This is a genomic window from Streptomyces sp. 840.1 (assembly GCF_003751445.1).
In the GTDB taxonomy this organism is placed as follows: Bacteria; Actinomycetota; Actinomycetes; order Streptomycetales; family Streptomycetaceae; genus Streptomyces.
Genome location: NZ_RJUU01000002.1, coordinates 772,395 through 792,605, shown reverse-complemented (window position 1 = coordinate 792,605; position 20,211 = coordinate 772,395). Strand labels below are relative to the sequence as shown.

Annotated in this window: 16 protein-coding genes; 13 read left to right on the top strand and 3 right to left on the bottom strand. The window is 71.9% G+C overall.

From position 1 onward, the window contains the following. Positions 1-11: 11 nt before the first annotated feature. The 10 genes from EDD93_RS29800 (at position 12) to EDD93_RS39735 (ending at position 13,094) form a co-directional block, all read left to right on the top strand. Positions 12-2,585, top strand: a complete 2,574-nt coding sequence (locus tag EDD93_RS29800; protein WP_123528587.1) for a Pls/PosA family non-ribosomal peptide synthetase — start codon at positions 12-14, stop codon at positions 2,583-2,585. After that, entirely contained in the window at positions 2,582-5,083 is a 2,502-nt protein-coding gene (locus EDD93_RS29795; RefSeq protein WP_123528586.1) for an amino acid adenylation domain-containing protein, read from the top strand. The genes EDD93_RS29800 and EDD93_RS29795 overlap by 4 nt, the downstream gene beginning before the upstream one ends. 27 nt (positions 5,084-5,110) lie before the next feature. Beyond that, entirely contained in the window at positions 5,111-6,145 is a 1,035-nt protein-coding gene (locus EDD93_RS29790) for a TauD/TfdA family dioxygenase (RefSeq protein ID WP_123528585.1), read from the top strand. Then, positions 6,142-7,212, top strand: coding sequence for a 2,3-diaminopropionate biosynthesis protein SbnB (gene sbnB, locus EDD93_RS29785; RefSeq protein WP_123528584.1), 1,071 nt, complete (start codon positions 6,142-6,144; stop codon positions 7,210-7,212). Before EDD93_RS29790 ends, sbnB begins: the two co-directional genes overlap by 4 nt. Positions 7,213-7,264: 52 nt before the next feature. Continuing rightward, on the top strand, positions 7,265-8,260 hold the full coding sequence (sbnA, locus tag EDD93_RS29780) for a 2,3-diaminopropionate biosynthesis protein SbnA (protein ID WP_123528583.1): 996 nt from the start codon (positions 7,265-7,267) through the stop codon (positions 8,258-8,260). Positions 8,261-8,628: 368 nt separating this feature from the next. Next, complete coding sequence (locus EDD93_RS29775) at positions 8,629-9,867, top strand: MurT ligase domain-containing protein (protein WP_123528582.1); 1,239 nt, start codon at positions 8,629-8,631, stop codon at positions 9,865-9,867. A gap of 34 nt (positions 9,868-9,901) precedes the next feature. Further along, a complete protein-coding gene (locus EDD93_RS29770; protein ID WP_073736191.1) occupies positions 9,902-10,630 on the top strand; it encodes a type 1 glutamine amidotransferase in 729 nt (242 codons plus the stop codon). A 143-nt stretch (positions 10,631-10,773) separates the two neighbouring features. Then, on the top strand, positions 10,774-11,799 hold the full coding sequence (locus EDD93_RS29765) for a 6-phosphofructokinase (protein WP_123528581.1): 1,026 nt from the start codon (positions 10,774-10,776) through the stop codon (positions 11,797-11,799). A 119-nt stretch (positions 11,800-11,918) separates the two neighbouring features. After that, on the top strand, positions 11,919-12,869 hold the full coding sequence (locus tag EDD93_RS29760) for a cytochrome c oxidase assembly protein (protein WP_123528580.1): 951 nt from the start codon (positions 11,919-11,921) through the stop codon (positions 12,867-12,869). 66 nt (positions 12,870-12,935) lie between these two features. Beyond that, positions 12,936-13,094, top strand: a complete 159-nt coding sequence (locus EDD93_RS39735) for a hypothetical protein (protein WP_185092562.1) — start codon at positions 12,936-12,938, stop codon at positions 13,092-13,094. Between the two features lie 34 nt (positions 13,095-13,128). Here EDD93_RS39735 and EDD93_RS29755 read toward each other — a convergent pair whose 3' ends face one another. Then, a complete protein-coding gene (locus tag EDD93_RS29755) occupies positions 13,129-13,542 on the bottom strand; it encodes an SSI family serine proteinase inhibitor (RefSeq protein WP_123528579.1) in 414 nt (137 codons plus the stop codon). A 1,039-nt stretch (positions 13,543-14,581) separates the two neighbouring features. Here EDD93_RS29755 and EDD93_RS29750 point away from each other — a divergent pair. From EDD93_RS29750 to EDD93_RS29740, 3 genes are all read left to right on the top strand, one after another. After that, entirely contained in the window at positions 14,582-16,702 is a 2,121-nt protein-coding gene (locus EDD93_RS29750; protein WP_123528578.1) for a glycoside hydrolase family 6 protein, read from the top strand. A gap of 206 nt (positions 16,703-16,908) precedes the next feature. Beyond that, positions 16,909-17,622: a 1-acyl-sn-glycerol-3-phosphate acyltransferase gene (locus tag EDD93_RS29745; protein WP_123528577.1), complete on the top strand. Its 714-nt coding sequence runs from the start codon at positions 16,909-16,911 to the stop codon at positions 17,620-17,622. A gap of 64 nt (positions 17,623-17,686) precedes the next feature. Then, on the top strand, positions 17,687-18,736 hold the full coding sequence (locus EDD93_RS29740; protein WP_123528576.1) for an NAD(P)-dependent oxidoreductase: 1,050 nt from the start codon (positions 17,687-17,689) through the stop codon (positions 18,734-18,736). Between the two features lie 13 nt (positions 18,737-18,749). On the opposite strand, the gene EDD93_RS29735 is transcribed toward EDD93_RS29740, so the two are convergent. Further along, positions 18,750-19,523 carry an urease accessory protein UreD gene (locus EDD93_RS29735; RefSeq protein ID WP_123528575.1) on the bottom strand — a complete coding sequence of 258 codons (774 nt, stop codon included), beginning with the start codon at positions 19,521-19,523 and terminating at the stop codon, positions 18,750-18,752. After that, positions 19,520-20,197 carry an urease accessory protein UreG gene (ureG, locus tag EDD93_RS29730; protein ID WP_123528574.1) on the bottom strand — a complete coding sequence of 226 codons (678 nt, stop codon included), beginning with the start codon at positions 20,195-20,197 and terminating at the stop codon, positions 19,520-19,522. Before ureG ends, EDD93_RS29735 begins: the two co-directional genes overlap by 4 nt. Positions 20,198-20,211 lie beyond the last annotated feature (14 nt).

The window sequence follows — 20,211 nt, the reverse complement described above, 5'->3', positions numbered from 1 at the left end:
AGGGAGCCCCCATGTCAGGAAAGCGAGTCGCCACACTGCCACCGGACCTCCGGGAGGCCGCGCCCCACGACGGCGCCGCTGTCGTCCCCCGGAGTGCCGAAGCGGAGTTCGCGGACGTTCTCGCGGATGTACTGCACCTCGACCGGGTGGCGGCGGACAGTCACTTCTTCGACGACCTGGGCGCCGACTCCTTGATGATGGCCCACTTCTGCGCACGGGTGCGCAAGCGCGCGGACCTGCCGGCGGTCTCGATGCGGGACGTCTACGCACACCCCACGGCCGGCGCACTGGCGTCCGCGCTGGCTCCCCCCGCGCCCTCCTCCCCCACCGCGGACCCTTCGCCGGCAAAGTCCCTGCCCGTCGCCGCGCCTTCGGCGGGCAGGGACTCCGCTCCCGCGCCGCCGGCCCCCACGGGCCGGGCCCGGTACCGGGTGTGCGGGGCGCTGCAGCTCCTGTCCTTCGTCGCCTACTCGTGCCTCATCGCGTCCATCACCGTCCGGGGCTACGAGTGGATATCCGCCGGGTCCGGCGTGCTCTCGGGCTACCTCCGCTCGGTCGTGTTCGGCGCCGGGGCCCTGCTGGGGCTCTCGGTGCTGCCGATCGCCACGAAGTGGGTACTCGTCGGGCGCTGGAGGCCCCAGGAGATCCGGATCTGGAGCCTGGCGTACGTCCGGTTCTGGATCGTCCGGACACTCGTCCGCGCCGACCCGCTCGTCCTGTTCGCCGGGTCGCCGCTGTACACGCTCTACCTCAGGGCGCTGGGCGCGAGGATCGGGAAGGGCGTGGTGATCTTCTCCCGCAACGTCCCCCTCTGCACCGACCTGCTGACCGTCGGGGACTCCTCCGTCGTCCGCAAGGACTCGTTCCTCTCCTGCTACCGCGCCCATGACGGGCTGATCCAGACCGGCACCGTGACCCTCGGCAGGGACGTGGTCGTCGCCGAGGCCTCGGTGCTCGACATCGGGACATCCATGGGCGACGGCGCCCGCCTGGCCCACGCCTCCGCCCTGCACCGGGGCCAGTCCGTGCCCGCGGGCGAGCACTGGCACGGTTCGCCGGCGGAGCCCGCCGGGGCGGAGTACCAGGTGGTGGGAGCTGTGGTCTGCGGCACCCTGCGCCGTGCGGTCCACAGCGGCACCCAGCTGCTGAGCGCGCTCCTGGTGTACCTGCCGCTGGCCGTCGGCGGCCTCGGCATGCTGCTCGCCGGGGCGCCGCAGCTCTCGGCGGTGCTGGACCCGGGGCCCAGCGTCCTCACCACCTGGGCCTTCTACCGCGACACCCTGGCGGCCTCGTTCGTACTGCTCTTCGTGATCGTGCCGCTCGCCTTCCTGCTGCTCGCCACCGTGCCCCGGCTGCTCAGCCGCACCATCCGACCGGACAAGGTCTATCCGCTCTACGGCTTCCACTACGGGGTGCACCGCGCGATCACCCTGCTGACCAACCGGCGCTTCCTCACCCGCCTGTTCGGTGACAGCTCCGGCATCGTCCCCTACCTGCGCCTGCTCGGCTACGACCTCTCCCGGGTCGAGCAGACCGGTTCGAACTTCGGTACCGAGGTCAAGCACGAGACGCCGTACCTGAGCTTGGTCGGAACGGGCACGATGGTGGCCGACGGGCTGTCGATCAACAACGCCGAGTTCTCCAGCACCTCGTTCCGGGTGTCCCGGGCCGCCATCGGGGCGCACAGCTTCCTCGGCAACAGGATCGCCTTCCCCGCGCGGAGCAGGGTCGGGGACAACTGTCTGCTGGCGACCAAGGTCATGGTCCCGGTCGACGGGCGGACGCGGGAGGGCGTCGGTCTCCTCGGCTCACCCAGCTTCGAGATCCCCCGGTCGGTCCGGCGCGACAGCAGCTTCGACCGTATGAAGAGCGGCGAGACCCTGCGCAGCGGCCTGGCGGCCAAGAACAGGCACAACGCCGCCTCCATGGGGCTGTACCTGCTGGTTCGGTGGTTCTACGCCTTCGTGGTCACCCTGGTGATGTCGGGTGCCGCGGAGCTCTACACCTCGGTGGGCGCCTCGGCCGTCGCGCTGGGCAATGTGCTCCTCGTCGTCGTCAGCGCCGGGTACTTCGTTCTCGTCGAACGCCTCGTCACGGTGTTCCACGCGCCGGGCCCGCTGTTCTGCTCGATCTACGACCCGCGCTTCTGGCGGCGCGAACGCTTCTGGAAGGTGCCGTCCGAGACGTACCTCCAGATCTTCAACGGGACACCGTTCAAGAGTCTCGTCTGGCGGTCGCTCGGCGTCCGGATCGGGCGCGAGGTCTTCGACGACGGCTGCTACCTGACGGAACGCACGATGGTCACCATCGGGGACCACGCCACGCTCAACGCCGGCAGCGTCGTCCAGTGCCACTCGCAGGAGGACGGCACCTTCAAGTCCGCCACCACCACGATCGGCTCGCACTGCACCCTCGGCGTCGGCGCCTTCGTGCACTACGGCGTGACGATCGACGACGGGGCCGCCCTCGCTCCGGACTCCTTCCTGATGAAGGGCGAGTCGGTCCCCCGCAACGCGCTGTGGGGCGGAAACCCCGCACGCCAGATCCGGCCGGGCAGCGCCCGGAGCGAGGAGGCGGCACGATGAACACGACCGCACGCACCGGTGCCGAGTACTGGCGCGAGGTGCTGACCGCCGGCGGGTCCACCGCCGTCCCGAGGTGGACGCGCAGCCCGGCGGCGGGCACCGCGGCGGTCGAGGAAGCCGTCCCGGACGCCCTGGTCACGGAGTTGGACGCGCTGGCCCGGTCGATGGGCCTCTCACCCACCGCGCCGCTCCTGGCCGCCCACGCCAAGGTCCTCGCCGCGCTGTCCGGCGAACCCGGTGTCACGACGGGGTACGTCCCCGCCTCGGGCGTCGGGCCGTTGCCCTGCCGGCTGACGACCGCTTGCGTGTCCTGGCGGGCGCTCCTGCGCCACGCGGATCGCACCGAGGCGGAGCTGCTGGCCCACCGGCGGTTCCCGGTGGAGGCGCTCGGCCGGCGACTGCGGCTCCCCACGGCGGTACCGGAGGCGGTCTTCGATCCGGCCGGCGGCGGCGAACCGGCGCCGGACACCGTCTTCAGCGTCGGGTTCCCGCGCCGCGACGGCCGGACCGTACTGCGGCTGCGCTACCGGACCGAGGCGCTCGACGAGGAGGCCGCCACCCGCATCGCCGGCTACCACCTCGCCGCGCTGCGGCTGATCGCCGCCGGCCCCGAGGCGGAGCACGGCCGGCAGAGTCTGCTGTCGCCCGGCGAACTCCGCCTGCAGCTCGACGGGCTCGCGGGGCCGTACCGCGAGCTGCCCGGTCTCCGCTTCCACGAGCTGTTCGAACAGCGGGTCCGCGCTCATCCGGACAGCGTCGCGGCCGTCCACGGCGACCGGCGGTGGACGTACCGCGAGCTCAACACCCGTGCCAACCGGCTGGCACACGCCCTGCTGGACGCGGGGCTGACCAGGGAGGGGGTCGTCGCCCTGGTGGCCGGACGGAGCCTGGAATGGATGGCCGGCGTCCTCGCGATCCTCAAGTCCGGCGGCGTCTACCTCCCCGTCGATCCCCACTTCCCCGCCGGACGCATCGCCGCCGTGCTCACCCGCGCCGGCTGCGGTCTCGTGCTCACCGAGTCCGGCAGCACCGCGACCCTCGACCGCGCCCTGAACTCCCTGCCGGACGTACGGACGTTGCTCATCGGCCCGCTCTGCGCGCCCCGCCCCGGAGGCACCGGATCCGGCACCGACGCCGATCCCGGAGTCCCGGTCGGCGCCGGCGATCTGGCCTACGTCTTCTTCACCTCCGGTTCCACCGGCGAGCCGAAGGGCGCGATGGTGGAGCACGGCGGCCTGCTCAACCACCTCCTCGCCAAGATCGACGACCTGGGGATCGGCGGGTCGGACGTGGTCGCCCAGACCGCCCCGCAGTGCTTCGACATCTCGCTGTGGCAGCTGCTCTGCCCCCTGCTCACCGGCGGAACCACCCTGCTGGTCGGCCAGGAGGACGTCCTGGACGTCCGGCGCTTCCTCGACACGCTGGCCGATGGCCGGGCGGGCGTGGTCCAGGTGGTGCCGTCCTACCTCGATGCCGTCCTGGCCCTCCTGGAACGGCACCCACGCGAACTACCCGACCTGCGCTGTCTCTCAGTCACCGGCGAGGCGCTGAAGAAGGACCTGGTCCGGCGCTGGTTCAGGGCCCGCCCCGGAACAGTGCTCGTCAACGCCTACGGGCTGACCGAGACGTCCGACGACACCACCCACGCGCTCATGCACCGGCTGCCGGATACCGACGGGGTGCCGATCGGGCGCCCGGTCGGCAACGCACGCATGTACCTCCTGGACCAGCACCGGAACCCGGTGCCGCTGGGCGCCACCGGCGCGATCGCCTTCTCCGGGATCTGCGTGGGCCGCGGATACATCAACGACCCCGAGCGGACCCGGGCCGCCTTCCTGCCCGATCCGCACCGCCCCGGGGAGCGGATGCACCTGAGCGGGGACTACGGCCGCTGGCTCCCCGACGGACAGCTGGAATTCCTCGGCCGCCGCGACAACCAGGTGAAAATCCGCGGCTTCCGCGTCGAGACCGGCGAGATAGAGAACGCGCTGCTGGCGGTCCCGGGCGTGCGCGACGGCGCCGTCGTGGTGACCGGAGAGGCGGCAGGCCGGGCGAGGCGGCTGATCGCCTTCTGCAGCGGCACACAGCCGCCGCCGGACGGCTCCGTCGCCGAACGCCTCGCCGAGACGCTGCCCGCGTACATGGTTCCGGCCGCCGTCCACTGGCGGGAGGCCCTGCCACTGACCGCGAACGGAAAGATCGACCGGGCCGAACTGACCCGCCTCGCGGCGGAGTCCGGAGCACCCGGCGACCCCGGGAGCGAGGCCCTCCCCCGCACGCGCACCGAGCGGCGGCTGGCAGCGGCCTGGTCCCGGGCGCTCGGGGTACCGCAGGACCGGCTGGGACGGCGGGACAACTTCTTCGACCGGGGCGGCACCTCGCTGTCGGCGGTCGGCGTCGTGATCTCCCTGGACCGGGAGGTCTCGCTCAAGGACCTCGTCCGCCACCCCGTACTGACCGATCTGGCCGCGCTCGTGGACGAACGCGCTGCCCGGTGAACCGATCACCACCTCGAGGAGAGTGACATGACCTCCATCGAAACAACCACCGCACCCGAAACGACAACCTCACCGCTCGGCCCGCGAACGGAGTCCGGCCACCCCGGCCGCCCCCCGGTGCTGCGGGTCCCGGACGCCCAGGACCCGGCCCGCTGGGCCGACGGTGCCCGCGAACGGCTGCGCGCCGAACTCCTCGCGCACGGCGCGGTCCTGATCCGCGGACTGGGGCTCCGCGACACGGCGGACGTCGCGGCGGTCCTGGCCCACCTGGCCCTCGAACCGGTGACGGAGCGGGAGGCCTTCGCGCCCAGGGAGACCTACGCCCCCGGAGTGCACTCCGCGTCTCCCTGGCCCCCGAACCAGCCGATGTGCATGCACCATGAGCTGAGCTACACGCTCGGCTTCCCCGGACTGCTGCTCTTCGCCTGTCTCACCGGGCCCACCAGCGGCGGAGCCATCTGCCTGGCCGACGCGGCGACCGTACTCGACGCCCTGCCCCGCCACCTCGCCGAGCGGTTCGAGCGGGAGGGCTGGCTGCTGGACCGCAGCTACAACGACGAGATCGGGGCCACCGTGTCCGAGGCGTTCGGCACCGCCGACCGCGATGCCGTGGAGAGCTACTGCCGCGCCCACGCCATCGACTGGGACTGGCAGCCCGACGGCGCACTGCGCACCACGCAGCGCCGCAGCGCGGTGGTGCGCCACCCGGCCGGCGGACAGCGCTGCTGGTTCAACCAGATCGCCTTCCTCAACGAATGGACGCTCGCGCCCGAGGTGCGGGAGTACCTGATCGACGAGTACGGGCCCGCCGGACTGCCGTTCAACACCCGGTACGGCGACGGCGAGCCGCTCGACGAGGAGGCCGTCCGGCTCATCGGCTCCGTCTACGCGGACCACACCGTGCGTCTGCCGTGGCAGGCGGGTGATCTGCTGCTCGTCGACAACATCCGCACCGCGCACAGCCGGGAGGCCTACGAGGGACCGCGCGACGTGGTCGTCGCGATGGCCTCGCCCACCCGGCTGGACACCTGCCCGCCGACGGCCGGGGCGGGGCAGCGATGAACACCGACCGAGACCGCACGAGCGGTCACACCCCGACCGGCGAGATCCCCGTGCCCTCGTTCGCGGTGATCCCCGGCGGCCAGGTCCGGCGCGCCCTGGAGGGGCGCGAGAAGGACATCGTGGACGTGGTCGAGGCGGCCTACCGGCTGCACGGATCGGGCCGGACGGTGAACCCGCCCTCCTCGTTCCTGCGCTTCCCGGACCGCCCGACCGCCAGGATGATCGCGCTGCCCGCCTCGCTGGGCGGCGAGGCGAGGGTGGACGGGCTGAAGTGGATCGCCAGCTTCCCCGGCAACGTGGCCGCGGGCGTGCCCCGGGCCTCGGCCGTCCTGATCCTCAACGACCCTGACACCGGATACCCGTTCGCCTGCCTGGAGAGCTCGATCATCAGCGCGACGAGGACGGCGGCATCTGCGGCGTCGGCCGCCGACCGGCTCAGCCGGGGCCGCCCCCGGCCGACCCGCGTCGGGTTCTTCGGAACCGGCCTGATCGCCCGGTACATCCACACCTACCTCGAAGGCTCCGGCTGGTCGTTCGACGACATCGGGGTGTACGACGTGTCCGCGGAGAGCGCGGCCGGATTCCGCGTGTACGTGGAGCAGTCCGGCAGCGCCGCGGCCGTCACCGTGCACCAGGACCCGCAAGAACTCATCCGTACGAGCGATCTCGTCGTCTTCGCGACCGTGGCGGGATCCCCGCACGTCAGCGACCCGGCGTGGTTCGACCACAACCCGGTGGTGCTCCACGTGTCGCTGCGGGACCTCGCCCCGTCCGTCCTGCTGGCCTCGACCAACGTCGTGGACGACATCGAGCACTGCCTCAGGGCCGGCACCTCGCCCCATCTGACCGAACAGCTCACGGGCAACCGGAACTTCGTCGACGGCACGCTCGACGACGTCATGGCCGGGCGGGTAGACGTCCCGGCGGACCGGCCCGCGGTGTTCTCGCCCTTCGGTCTCGGCGTGCTCGACCTCGCGGTCGGCGCCCATGTCTACGACGAGGTGGACCGCTCGGGCGAGCTTCGGACCGTGGACGACTTTTTCCACGAACGCCGCCGGTACGGGTGACGGAGGCGCCCCCGCAGCACGGACAGCACACCGCCCGGAGGAGGAGTTAGTCGTGTCGGTCATATCCGTTCCCCAGGACTTCAACGAGGAGGATCTCTACGTCGATGTGGAGCCGGTCTTCGGACACTCGCTGCTCCTCAAGTGCGAGGGTTTCAACTTCGCCGGCTCGATCAAGCTCAAGGCGGCCGCCGAGATGGTGGCGGCCGCCGAGCGCGGCGGCTCACTGAAAGCCGGTTCCGTACTGGTCGAGTCCTCGTCCGGGAACCTCGGCGTCGCGCTGAGCATGATCGCGGCGAGCAAGGGATACCGGTTCATCTGCGTGACGGACTCGCGCTGCAACCTCACGACGCGGCTGCTGATGGAGGCGCTGGGCAGCGAGGTGCGCAGCGTGGCCGGTGAGGAGGCCAACGGCGGCTTCCTCGGAGCCCGCCTCGACTACGTCCGCAGTCTCTGCGCCGCCGACGAACGGTGCGTGTGGCTGAGCCAGTACTCCAACCCGGCCAACTGGCGGGCGCACTACCTGACGACGGCGCCGGAGATCGCCCGCTCGTTCCCGGACCTGGACGTCCTGTTCGTCGGCGCGGGGACGACCGGAACCCTGATGGGCTGCGCACGCTATTTCCGGGACCTGCGCCTGCCGGTGCGGATCGTCGCGGTGGACACCGTCGGCTCGATGGCGTTCGGCGGCGCACCCGGCCGCAGGATGATCCCGGGGCTGGGCATGAGCATGCGCCCGCCGCTGCTGGACGAGTCGTACGTGGACGAGGTGGTCCGGGTCGAGGAGGCGGACACGATCCGTGCCTGCCGCCGGCTGGCAGGGCGGGGATTCCTCTTCGGCGGCTCGACGGGCACGGTGGTGAGCGGCGCGGTCGGCTGGCTGAACGGGCAGGGGGCGCGGGAGCTCACCGCGGTCGCCGTGGCACCCGACCTGGGCGAGCGCTATCTCGACACCGTGTACCAGGACACCTGGGTGCGGGACCTGTACGGCCGGGGCCCGCTCGACGCCGTCGGGCCCGTCCCGGCGTCCCCCGGGGCGCCCACTGCCTGAAACGGCGTGACCTCGGTCACGCGCGGCGTCGCCCTCCCGTGCCGCGGGGGGAGGGCACGGGCCGTGCGGCATGACGCCACGTCAGGTGGGCCCCGTCCGGTGCGGCACTGTCCGGATCGCACGGTCCGGCACCGGCCTGTCTCGCCCCGCTCCGTGCGGCAGCACGCCGCCACCGGACCGGACGAAGGCCCCGGCCGCGGGGCGCCCGCCCCCTCCCGGGCCGCCCGCCCACGGGAATTTCGCGCCGGTGGTACGCCACGCGCCCCACATTCCACCGGAACTCCACGCCCCGAGCGGTGCCGCCGTGCCTCCGCCGCGCCGGACATCGATAGGCTGGGCGCGGACCGATGCAAGGAGGATCTAGGACGATGGCAGGCAACACGGAGCCGTTGTCGCCGCGGGCCAAGCTGGCCGTGACGGCGGGCAAGGCCGCTGCGGCGGTGTCGCGGGCAGCCGGGCGGGGCAGCGGATCGGTGATCGGCGGCCGGGTGGCGCTCAGGCTCGACCCCGACCTGCTCGGGCGGCTGGCACAGCACCTGGACGTGATCCTGGTGTCGGCGACCAACGGCAAGACGACCACGACCCGGCTGATCGCCGAGGCACTGCGGGCCGCGGGCCCGGTCGTGTCGAACGCGCTCGGCGCCAACATGCCCGCGGGCATCACCTCGGCCCTGGCCGGCGGCTCGGACGCGCAGTACGGCGTGATCGAGGTGGACGAGAAGTACCTCGCAGGCGTCGCACGCGACACCACACCCAAGGTGATCGCGCTGCTGAACCTCTCCCGCGACCAGCTGGACCGGGCCGCGGAGACCCGGATGCTCGCCGAGAAGTGGCGCGAGGGACTGTCCGGCTCGAAGGCCGTGATCATCGCCAACGCCGACGACCCGCTGATCGTCTGGGCGGCCTCCTCCTCCCCCAACGTGGTGTGGGTCGCGGCCGGACAGGCGTGGAAGGACGACGCCTGGTCCTGCCCGTCCTGCGGCGGTGTGATGCAGCGCCCCGGCGACGACTGGTTCTGCGGCGAGTGCGGTTTCCGCCGTCCGCCCCCCAGCTGGGTGCTGCACGGCGACTACGTCCTGGACCCGCACGGTTCGGCCTGGCCGATCCACCTCCAGCTGCCCGGCCGCGCCAACAAGGCCAACGCCACCAGCTCGGCCGCCGTGGCCGCCGTCTTCGGCGTGCCGCCGCAGGTCGCGCTGGAGCGGATGTACCACGTACAGGCCGTCGCGGGCCGCTACGACGTCGTCACCTTCCTCAACCGCGAGCTGCGGCTCCTGCTGGCGAAGAACCCGGCCGGCTGGCTGGAGACGTTCTCGCTGATCGACCCGCCGCCCACCCCCGTGATCCTCTCCGTCAACGCGCGCGGCGCCGACGGCACGGACACCTCCTGGCTGTGGGACGTGGACTACACCCAGCTCGCTGGTCACCCGATCTTCGTGCTCGGCGACCGCAAGCTCGACCTCGCGGTCCGGCTCGAAGTGGCCGGTCTCGACTTCCGGGTCTGCGAGAACCTCGACGAGGCCGTGCAGCAGGCACCGCCCGGCCGCATCGAGGTCATCGCCAACTACACCGCCTTCCAGGATCTGCGCCGTCGTGTCGGCAACTGACCCCGGCCCCGGCCCCCTCCGGAGAGGACGAAGCATGAGCAACAACAGCCTGCGGCTGGTGTGGGTCTACCCGGACCTGCTGAGCACCTACGGCGACCAGGGCAACGCCCTGGTGGTGGAGCGCCGGGCCCGCCAGCGCGGCCTGGACGTGTCGCGCGTCGACGTGCGCAGCGACCAGCCCGTTCCCACGTCCGGCGACATCTACCTGATCGGCGGCGGTGAGGACCGGCCGCAGCGGCTCGCCGCGGAGCGGCTGCGCCGTGACGGGGGTCTCAGCCGGGCCGCGTCCAACGGCGCGATCATCTTCTCGGTCTGCGCCGGCTACCAGATCCTCGGCCACGAGTTCGTCAACGACCTCGGTGAGCGCGAGCAGGGCCTCGGGCTCCTCGACGTGGTCTCCACCCGCGGCGAGGGCGACCGGTGCGTGGGCGATGTGCTCGCGGACATCGACCCGCACCTCGGGCTGCCGCCGCTGACCGGCTTCGAGAACCACCAGGGCGTCACCCATCTCGGCCCGACGGCACGCCCGTTCGCCCGGGTGCAGTTCGGCCGGGGCAACGGCACCGGGGACGGCACCGAGGGCGCGTACAACGACACCGTGTTCGGCACGTACATGCACGGGCCCGTGATGGCGCGCAACCCGCTGATCGCGGACCTGCTGCTGAAGCTGGCGCTCGATGTGAACGCGCTGCCGCCGACCGACGACCGCTGGTACGAGGCGCTGCGCGCCGAACGGATCGCGTCCGCGACACAGCCCGTCTGATGAGGCGAAATTCGCTCAGCTGAGCGGAGTCCAGCAGGCGGACGCCCGGTTCGGTCCCGCCACCCTGCGCCGGTAGGGTGGCGGGATTCCAGCCGGACGACGTGGTCCGGTCGTCGGTCCACGTTGCAAAGGTTTCCCGGGCAATGCGAATTGGTGTGCTCACCTCCGGCGGCGACTGCCCCGGCCTCAATGCGGTCATCCGTTCCGTCGTCCACCGCGCGGTGGTCGACCACGGTGACGAGGTCATCGGCTTCCACGACGGGTGGCGGGGCCTCCTGGAGTGCGACTACCGCAAGCTCGACCTCGACGCCGTCGGCGGCATCCTCGCCCGCGGCGGCACGATCCTCGGCTCCTCCCGGGTGCAGCCTGCGCACCTGCGCGGTGGCGTGGAGCAGGCCAGGGGCCACGTCAGGGACCTCGGTCTCGACGCGATCATCCCGATCGGCGGCGAGGGCACCCTCAAGGCGGCGAACCTGCTGTCCGAGGCGGGGCTGCCGATCGTCGGCGTACCGAAGACGATCGACAACGACATCGCCTCCACCGACGTGACCTTCGGTTTCGACACCGCCGTCGGCGTGGCCACCGAGGCCCTCGACCGGCTGAAGACCACCGCCGAGTCCCACCAGCGGGTCATGATCGTCGAGGTCATGGGCCGTCACACCGGCTGGATCGCCCTGCACTCGGGCATGGCCGCCGGTGCGCACGCCGTCGTCGTCCCCGAGCGCCCCTTCGACATCGACGAGCTGACCGAGCTGGTCGGCCGGCGCTTCTCGGCCGGCAAGAAGTTCGCGATCGTCGTGGTCGCCGAGGGCGCGAAGCCGCGCGAGGGCTCCATGGAGTTCCAGTCCGGCGTCAAGGACATCTACGGGCACGAGCGCTTCGCGGGCGTGGCGACCCAGCTCTCCATCGAGCTGGAGCAGCGTCTGGGCAAGGAGGCCCGCCCGGTCATCCTCGGCCACGTCCAGCGCGGCGGGACGCCGACCGCGTACGACCGGGTCCTGGCGACCCGCTTCGGCTGGCACGCGGTGGAGGCGGCGCACCGCGGCGAGTTCGGCATGATGACGGCGCTGCGCGGCACGGACATCACGATGGTCCCGCTCGCTGAGGCCGTGGAGACCCTGAAGACGGTCCCGGCCGAGCGGTACGCCGAGGCCGAGTGCGTGCTCTGAGCGACACCACCGTCTGAGGACTGCCCCCGGCCGCAACCGCGGCCGGGGGCAGTTCTACTCTGGTCGGGACAACCGGCACGAAACGGGGACGTCCCGGCGCCCCCATCAGGAGTGAACAGATGGATCACAGCGGGCACGGCATGAACATGGATCTGCCGCCGTTCACGCTGGGACGCGGGCTCCAGTTCTCCGCGGACCCGATCTTCCTGATCGGCTGCGTGCTCGCCGTGCTCCTGTACGGATGCGCGGTGGCGCGGCTGCGCAGGCGCGGGGACGGGTGGCCGGTCAACCGGATCGTCTTCTTCGTCATCGGGGTGCTGAGCATCGCCCTGGTGATGTGCACCAAGCTCAACGACTACGGCATGGTCATGTTCAGCGTGCACATGGTGCAGCACATGGTGATCAGCATGCTGTCGCCGATCCTGCTGCTGCTGGGCGCGCCCGTGACGCTCGCGCTGCGTGCACTGCCGGTCGCGGCGCGTGGCAGGAAGGGGCCGCGCGAGCTGCTCCTGATGCTGCTGCACAGCCGGTACATGAAGGTCATCACGCATCCGGTGTTCACCATCCCGCTCTTCATCGCCAGCCTGTACGGCCTGTACTTCACGCCGCTGTTCGACTTCCTGATGGGTTCGACGGCCGGGCACCTCGCGATGATGGTCCACTTCCTCGGTGTCGGCCTGGTCTTCTTCTGGCCGATCATGGGCATCGACCCGGGCCCGCACCGCCCCGGTTATCTGCTGCGGATGCTGGAGCTGTTCGCCGGGATGCCGTTCCACGCGTTCTTCGGCATCGCGCTGATGATGGCCTCCCAGCCCATGGTCGAGGTGTACAAGAACCCGTCGGCCTCCCTGGGCATCGACGCCCTGTCCGACCAGAACGCGGCGGGCGGCATCGCCTGGGCGTTCAGCGAGATCCCGTCGGTGCTGGTGCTGCTCGCCCTGGTCTTCCAGTGGTACCGCTCCGATCAGCGGACGGCGAAGCGCTCGGACCGGGCGGCGGACCGCGACGGCGACCAGGAGCTCCACGCCTACAACGCGTATCTCGCCTCGTTGCAGGCGCGCGGACAGTAGCGGCGGACACGCCTTCCGGGGGACGATGGGGGCAACGGCCGCGCGGCCGACGAGGAGCGTGCGCGCATGTCCGGATCGACGAAGACCATGGGAGTGCTCACCGTGGGGGCCCTGGTGGCGGTGACCGGGTACACGGCGGCGATGGGAAGCAACGGCTGGCTCTGGTTCGGCTGGGTGGTGCTGGGGCTGACCACGATCGGAATGGTCGCCACCCGCGAGACCTGAGGCGGGCGGAGCGACGCCGCCCCTGCCGAGAGGCTCAGAAGCGGAACACCGGGCCGGTGGCCGCGTCCATGTCGCATGCGCTGGGGTACGTGTGCCGCCAGTCGACGGCCCCGTCCGGCCCGGTGCCCTCGGCGGTGACGGTCACGGGGTCGTACGCGTAGGGGCACGGACGCGGCTCGCCGGCGAGCGCGTCGAAGTCCCCTGCGGCCTCGTCGAGGGCCGCGCAGGCGCCGGCCGCGTCGGGGTGCCGGTCCTCGGGGCCGGGCGGACAGTGCAGGACGACCCCCCGGATCCAGGTGTTCTCGCTGCCGGAGACGGTCAGGAGGATCCCCGGGTCCTGCGCCGTGGAATGTGCGGCCGCGGCGGGCACGGTCGCACCGGGGGACAGCAGGGCCGCAGCAAGGGCGGCGACGGGGACGGCGGTGGCAAGGGCGGCGCGCACGCGCATGTCGGGCTCCGGGGATGAGTGACTCGTGGCTGCGGGGGGGCGGATCAGTCGCCCGCGACTGCGGGGCGGACCAGTGACCCGTGGCTGCGGGGCCAGCCCATCCCGGCGCCGCCGCCATGACAAGCAGCCGCGCCGTGTACGCCATCGCGTACGCGGACCGGCCCGTGCGAGGACACTTCGCCGGCGCTCGCCCCTCGGGCACCGGGCGGAATCCCGTCACTCTGCGTCGCGCTCCGTGCGCACTCGGCCGACGCGCACGCGGGCCTCAGCCGGCGGGACCCGAGCCCTTCCGTACCGCGAGATGCGGGGCCCGCCCGCCCCGCGATCCCCCACCGTCACCCCGCCTCCCTCAGGCCTCCGGGCTGGCACTACTCCCCCGCCGCCCGATGACCGTGCGGCGCCGCCCCGCGCCCGGCAGACCGCCGTCCGGCGGCGCGATCCGGGGCGCCTAAGCACGGGCGCGCATCCAACGCCAGGTGCCCGCCCCGTCACGGAACGCATCCGCCCTGCACGTCACCGCACCCGCCCCACCGGAGGCTCCGCGAAGCCGTCCCGACGCGTGTGCGAACACCGGCCGCCGGGCCCGGCGGCCCTGTCCGGAGATCGCCAACACGGCTTCGTACAGGGCCCGTTCAACGTGTGGCCGAGTTGACGCACCCGTAAGGCAGTTGCGATTTAAGTCTTGACAGGTGCGTATCACCACGCCACTTTGGGAGCGCTCCCACAATCAAGACTTGCACACTCCACCCCCTCCCTTCTCCCCCCGATACCGGGTGACGGGACGGGCCCTTCGGGGCGCAGCCGCGCCCCCGGCCCGTTCCGCGCCGCCCGGCAGCGGAATGCGCAGCCGACCGAGCCCCGCCACTCCCCGACTCCCGATGGCGGGTCGCCCATCCGCCCCGCCGTACCCGCCATCGGGGCACCACCGCTCACCACCGACGGGAAGCCGCGCCCCGACCACCGGGCCGGCCCCTGCAACACCCCCACGAACCGTCTGCGGGGAACCTCCCCGGACGCACGAGAGGAGCACGGAGCCGCAATGAGAACCAGAGGCACCATCACGCACGGGCTACGCCGAAGACTGGCCGCGCTCTCCGCCCTGGCCATGGGCGCGGCACTGGCGGTCGCCGTCCCCGCCCCCGCCTCGGCGGCGGCCCGGGTCGACAACCCCTATGCCGGCGCCACGGCATACGTGAACCCCGACTGGTCCGCCAAGGCGGCGGCCGAGCCGGGTGGCACTGCCATCGCCGACGAACCGGGCTTCGTCTGGATGGACCGCATCGCGGCCATCGAGGGTTCGGCCCAGGCGATGAGCCTGCGCGAGCACCTCGACACGGCTCTGGACCAGGGGGCCAACCTGTTCCAGGTCGTCATCTACGACCTGCCGGGACGGGACTGTGCCGCACTGGCGTCCAACGGCGAGCTCGGACCGACCGAACTGGACCGGTACAAGGACGAGTACATCGACCCGATCTCCGAGATCCTCGCCGACCCGGCGTACGCGAACCTGCGCATCGTCACGATCATCGAGCCCGACTCGCTGCCCAACATCGTCACCAACGCGGGCGGTTCGGCCGGTTCCACCGAGGCCTGCGCGACGATGAAGGCGAACGGCAACTACGAGAAGGGTGTCGGCTACGCCCTGCACACCCTCGGCGCCATTCCCAACGTGTACAACTACATCGACGCCGCGCACCACGGCTGGCTGGGCTGGGACTCCAACTTCGTCCCGGCCGCTCAGGAGTTCAAGAAGGCCGCCACCTCGGAGGGGGCCACGGTCTCCGACGTCACGGGCTTCATCGTGAACACGGCCAACTACTCGGCTCTCAAGGAGCCCAACTTCAAGATCACCGACACGGTCAACGGCGCTCAGGTCCGTCAGTCCAAGTGGATCGACTGGAACTACTACACCGATGAGCTGTCGTTCGCCCAGGCACTGCGTACCGAGCTGGTGAGCCAGGGCTTCGCCTCGAACATCGGCATGCTGATCGACACGGCCCGCAACGGCTGGGGCGGCAGCCACCGGCCTGCCGGCCCCGGGCCGCAGACGAGTGTGGACGCCTATGTCGACGGCGGCCGGGTCGACCGGCGCATCCACGCGGGCAACTGGTGCAACCAGAACGGCGCCGGCGTCGGGGAGCGCCCCACCAGCGCCCCGGAGCCCGGCATCGACGCGTACGTCTGGGCCAAGCCGCCGGGCGAGTCGGACGGCAACAGCGCCCCCATCGACAACGACGAGGGCAAGGGCTTCGACCGGATGTGCGACCCCACGTACACCGGTAACGGCCGCAACGGCAACAACCTGACCGGTGCCCTGCCGAACTCCCCGCTGGCCGGTCACTGGTTCTCCGCGCAGTTCCAGGAGCTCGTCCGCAACGCCTACCCCCCGCTCGACGGCACGCCCGGCGGTGGCGGCGACGACACCCAGGCGCCGACCGCGCCCACCTCGGTGACCGTCACGGCGAAGACCAGCGGCAGCGTCTCGCTGTCCTGGACCGCGTCGACCGATGACACCGGGGTGACCGGGTACGACGTGTTCCGCGGCGGAACGAAGGTGGGCTCCACCACGACCACCTCGTACACGGACACCGGCCTGACGGCCTCGACCGCCTACAGCTACACCGTCAAGGCCAAGGACGCGGCCGGCAACGTGTCGGCGGCCTCCGGCGCGATCTCCGCCACGACGTCCGCCGGCGGCGGCACCGGGACGGGCACGCTCAAGGTCCAGTACAAGAACACCGACTCCTCCGCCACCGACAACCAGATCCGGATGGGCCTGCAACTGGTCAACACCGGCAGCACCGCGGTGAACCTCTCCACGGTGAAGGTGCGGTACTGGTTCACTCCCGAGGCCGGGGCCTCCACCTTCGGCACCGCCTGCGACTACGCGGTGATCGGCTGCGGCAACCTGACCCACGGTGTGCAGTCCTCGGGCAGCACGGCGGCCGGTGCCAGCCACTACCTGGAGGTCGGCTTCGGCAGCGGAACGCTCGCCGCGGGCGCCTCCACGGGTGAGATGCAGCTCCGGCTGAACAAGAGCGACTGGTCCAGCTTCAACGAGGCGGACGACTACAGCCGTTCGACGGCCACGAGCTACGCCGACGCACCGAAGATCGGCGTGTACGTGACCGGCGCGCTCTCCTGGGGTACCGCGCCCTGACCCTCCCTGTCCGCTCCACCGCCTCCCGTCGGATGTCCGGCGGGGGGCGGTGCCGTGCTCGGCCCGCCGGAGCCGTTGCCGAGGCGCCGGCATCGACTCGCCCGGGGGCGGGTAGACGCGACGACAGCTGCACATATGGTGTCCTCTGCCGAGAACTCCACTGACCTGCCGAAACGCAGCTGCGGAGTCGAACTGGGAGCCGCCCCGTGTTCTATTACCTGCTCAAGTACGTCGTCCTGGGGCCGCTGCTGCGGCTGTTCTTCCGCCCCGTCATCGAGGGCACGGAGCACATCCCGGCGGACGGGGCCGCGATCATCGCCGGCAATCACCTGTCGTTCTCCGACCACTTCCTGATGCCCGCGATCATCAAGCGCCGCATCACCTTCCTGGCGAAGGCAGAGTACTTCACCGGCCCCGGTGTGAAGGGCCGGCTGACCGCCGCGTTCTTCCGGAGCGCCGGTCAGATCCCGGTGGACCGGTCGGGGAAGGAGGCGGGGCAGGCCGCGATCCGTGAGGGGCTCGGGGTGCTGAGCAGGGGTGAGCTGCTGGGCATCTATCCGGAAGGCACCCGTTCGCACGACGGCCGGCTCTACAAGGGCAAGGTCGGGGTCGCGGTGATGGCCATCAGGGGGCAGGTGCCGGTGGTGCCCTGCGCCATGGTCGGCACGTTCGAGATCCAGCCTCCCGGCAAGGTAGTGCCGCGCCTCAAGCAGGTCACCATCCGCTTCGGAGCGCCGCTGGACTTCTCCCGCTACGCCGGCCTCGAGGACGAGAAGGCGGCGATCCGGGCGGTCACCGACGAGATCATGTACGCGATCCTCGGCCTCTCCGGACAGGAGTACGTCGACGAGTACGCGGCCAAGGTGAAGGCCGCCGAACAGGGCGAACGCCCGGGAAAGTTCCCGAAACTCCGACGCTGACGGCGGATTCGCGGTCGGTGAACCCCGCTGGTCGGGGCCGCGCATCCCCCATAGCGTGCGGTGCATGACCAAGGGACACGCATGGGTGCTGGGAGCGACCGGCCAGATCGGGCGGGCGGCGGTGCGCTCGCTCGTCGAGGACGGCTGGACGGTGACGGCCGCCTCGCGCGGCGGCGGCCGTGACGACCGCTGGGACGCGGGGGCGCGCACGGTCGCGCTCGACCGCGAGGAGGAGGGCGCGCTCGCGGCGGCGCTCGGTGACGGCTGCGACGTACTGGTCGACATGGTCGCCTACGGCGGACAGCACGCCCGGCAGCTGACGGATCTCGCGGGCCGGATCGGTTCGGCCGTCGTCGTCTCCAGCGGCGCGGTGTACGAGGACGAGCGCGGCCGCAGTTTCGACACCCAGGGCGAACCCGACGGTTCGCCGTGCTACCCGGTGCCGATCCCCGAGTCGCAGCCCACGGTCCCGCCGGGCGAGGCCACGTACGGGACGCGCAAGATCCTGCTGGAGCACGATCTCCTCGCGGCGGGGGACGCGCTGCCCGTCACACTCCTGCGGGCGGGCGCGGTGCACGGTCCCTACTGCCGCTCGCCGCGCGAGCTCTACTTCGTCAAACGCGCTCTGGACGGCCGCACCCGGCGCGTGCTGGCGTACGGCGGAACCTCGCGCTTCCACCCGCTGCACGCCTCCAACGCCGCCGAGCTGATCCGGCTGGCCGCCCTGCGGCCCGGCTCCCGGGTGCTCAACGCCGCCGACCCGCAGGCGCCGACGGTCGCGGAGATCGGGGAGGCGGTCGACGCGGTGATGGGGCGGGAGACCGAGACGGTGCTGATCGCGGGCGCCGCCTCGCCCGAGGGTGTCGGGCTCTCGCCCTGGGGCGCCCCGCATCCCATCGTGTACGACATGACGGCCGCCGAACGGGAGCTCGGCTACCGGCCGGTGACGGGCTATGCCGAGTCGCTCCCGGAGACCGTCGAATGGATCACCGCGCAACTGGCCGGGCGTGACTGGACGGAGGCCTACCCCGCCATGGTCCGGGCCTACGGGACGGGACTCTTCGACTACGCGGCGGAGGACGCCTGGCTGGAGCAGCACGACCATACGGGGTGAACGGCCCGTGGAATCAAGCGGGTTCGCCGGTCTTCAGCTCCTCCCGCGCCTGGTCCAGCACGGCACGCAGCGCCCTCGCGTCGGCGGCCACCGCGGTCACCAGCACGGCCGGGCCGGCGAGCCGGGTGAGCACGGCGGTCGGCCCCAGCAGTCTGCTCTCCGGTCCGCGGTCCCCGAACGACGGATCCACGACGAGCAGTTGTCCGACGGCGCGGTGGCCGCCGAGCACGGCCGGACCGTTCCAGCCGCCGGGGGCACCGGGTCCGTGGGCCGTCTGCTGGTCGAGGAGCGGGCGCCCGGCGCGGCGGACGGTGAGTCTGCTGAACAGGGTGCCGGTGGTCTCGCCGTGCCGGCCGAGTATCTGTTCCTCACGCAGCACCAGGCGTGCGGTGGGGTCGAGTTCGGCGGTGGTCCGCATGACCAGTTCGCTTCCGTGCGCGCAGATGAGCTGTTCCGGCAGCCAGTCGAGAGCGGCCTCCTCCCCCGCCGTGAGCCGTACCTCGTAGTGGGCGGGTCCGTCGCCCGGTCCCGGGCCGGGCAGGGCGACGGTGGCCGCTGCCGAGTCGACGGTGAGCCGGGCCCCCGGCTCGGCCCTGACCTCGATGGCGAGCCGGTCACCGCCGAGGGGCCCGCTCATCGCGCCGACGACGGTGACGCGGGCCGAGCCCGGGTGCAGGGACCTGGTCCGCCGCGGGGCGAGGGGCCCCTCGCTCTCCAGGACGGGCAGCGAGGTGCCGCCCCGGGCGTCGCGTACGGCGGTGACGCGGGCGGTGGCCCGGACGCTCATGCGTTCCAGGAGGCGAGCAGCCCCCGCACCCAGTCGGCCACCGGGCCGACGCCTTCGCCGGAGGTGAGCGAGGTGAGCAGGACGGGGAGTTCGCCGCGCTGCTCGGCGGCGTCGCGGGCCATCCGGCCGAGGTCGGAGCCGACGTAGGGCGCCAGGTCGGTCTTGTTGATCACGAGCAGGTCGGAGGTGGTGACCCCGGGTCCGCCCTTGCGCGGGATGTCGTCGCCGCCCGCCACGTCGATGATGAAGATCTGGGCGTCGACGAGCCCCTTGGAGAAGGTGGCGGTGAGGTTGTCGCCGCCGGATTCGACGAGGATCAGGTCGAGCGGCCCCACGGCGTCCTCCAGGTCCTCGACGGCTTCGAGGTTGGCGGATATGTCGTCGCGGATCGCGGTGTGCGGACAGGCGCCGGTCTCGACGGCCTGGATCCGCTCGGGCGGCAGTACCGCGTTGCGCAGCAGGAACGCGGCGTCCTCGCGGGTGTAGATGTCGTTGGTGACGACCGCGAGGGACAGCTGGTCGCGCAGGGTGCGGCAGAGCGCGGCCACGGTCGCGGTCTTGCCGGAGCCGACGGGTCCGCCGAGACCGATGCGCAGGGCCCGCCGGGTGCCGTCGGGGCGTGCGGCGTCGGCGCCGACGGCGGCCGGTCCGGGGTGGGAGTGGTCGAGGTGCATGGTGCGGCTCCTGT

Bases quoted from the DNA above. Each gene is read 5' to 3' on its own strand.
- EDD93_RS29800 (WP_123528587.1), top strand. From the start codon at position 12: ATGTCAGGAAAGCGAGTCGCCACACTGCCACCGGACCTCCGGGAGGCC.
- EDD93_RS29795 (WP_123528586.1), top strand. From the start codon at position 2,582: ATGAACACGACCGCACGCACCGGTGCCGAGTACTGGCGCGAGGTGCTG.
- EDD93_RS29790 (WP_123528585.1), top strand. From the start codon at position 5,111: ATGACCTCCATCGAAACAACCACCGCACCCGAAACGACAACCTCACCG.
- sbnB (WP_123528584.1), top strand. From the start codon at position 6,142: ATGAACACCGACCGAGACCGCACGAGCGGTCACACCCCGACCGGCGAG.
- EDD93_RS29775 (WP_123528582.1), top strand. From the start codon at position 8,629: ATGGCAGGCAACACGGAGCCGTTGTCGCCGCGGGCCAAGCTGGCCGTG.
- EDD93_RS29770 (WP_073736191.1), top strand. From the start codon at position 9,902: ATGAGCAACAACAGCCTGCGGCTGGTGTGGGTCTACCCGGACCTGCTG.
- EDD93_RS29765 (WP_123528581.1), top strand. From the start codon at position 10,774: ATGCGAATTGGTGTGCTCACCTCCGGCGGCGACTGCCCCGGCCTCAAT.
- EDD93_RS29760 (WP_123528580.1), top strand. From the start codon at position 11,919: ATGGATCACAGCGGGCACGGCATGAACATGGATCTGCCGCCGTTCACG.
- EDD93_RS39735 (WP_185092562.1), top strand. From the start codon at position 12,936: ATGTCCGGATCGACGAAGACCATGGGAGTGCTCACCGTGGGGGCCCTG.
- EDD93_RS29755 (WP_123528579.1), bottom strand. From the start codon at position 13,542: ATGCGCGTGCGCGCCGCCCTTGCCACCGCCGTCCCCGTCGCCGCCCTT.
- EDD93_RS29750 (WP_123528578.1), top strand. From the start codon at position 14,582: ATGAGAACCAGAGGCACCATCACGCACGGGCTACGCCGAAGACTGGCC.
- EDD93_RS29740 (WP_123528576.1), top strand. From the start codon at position 17,687: ATGACCAAGGGACACGCATGGGTGCTGGGAGCGACCGGCCAGATCGGG.
- EDD93_RS29735 (WP_123528575.1), bottom strand. From the start codon at position 19,523: ATGAGCGTCCGGGCCACCGCCCGCGTCACCGCCGTACGCGACGCCCGG.
- ureG (WP_123528574.1), bottom strand. From the start codon at position 20,197: ATGCACCTCGACCACTCCCACCCCGGACCGGCCGCCGTCGGCGCCGAC.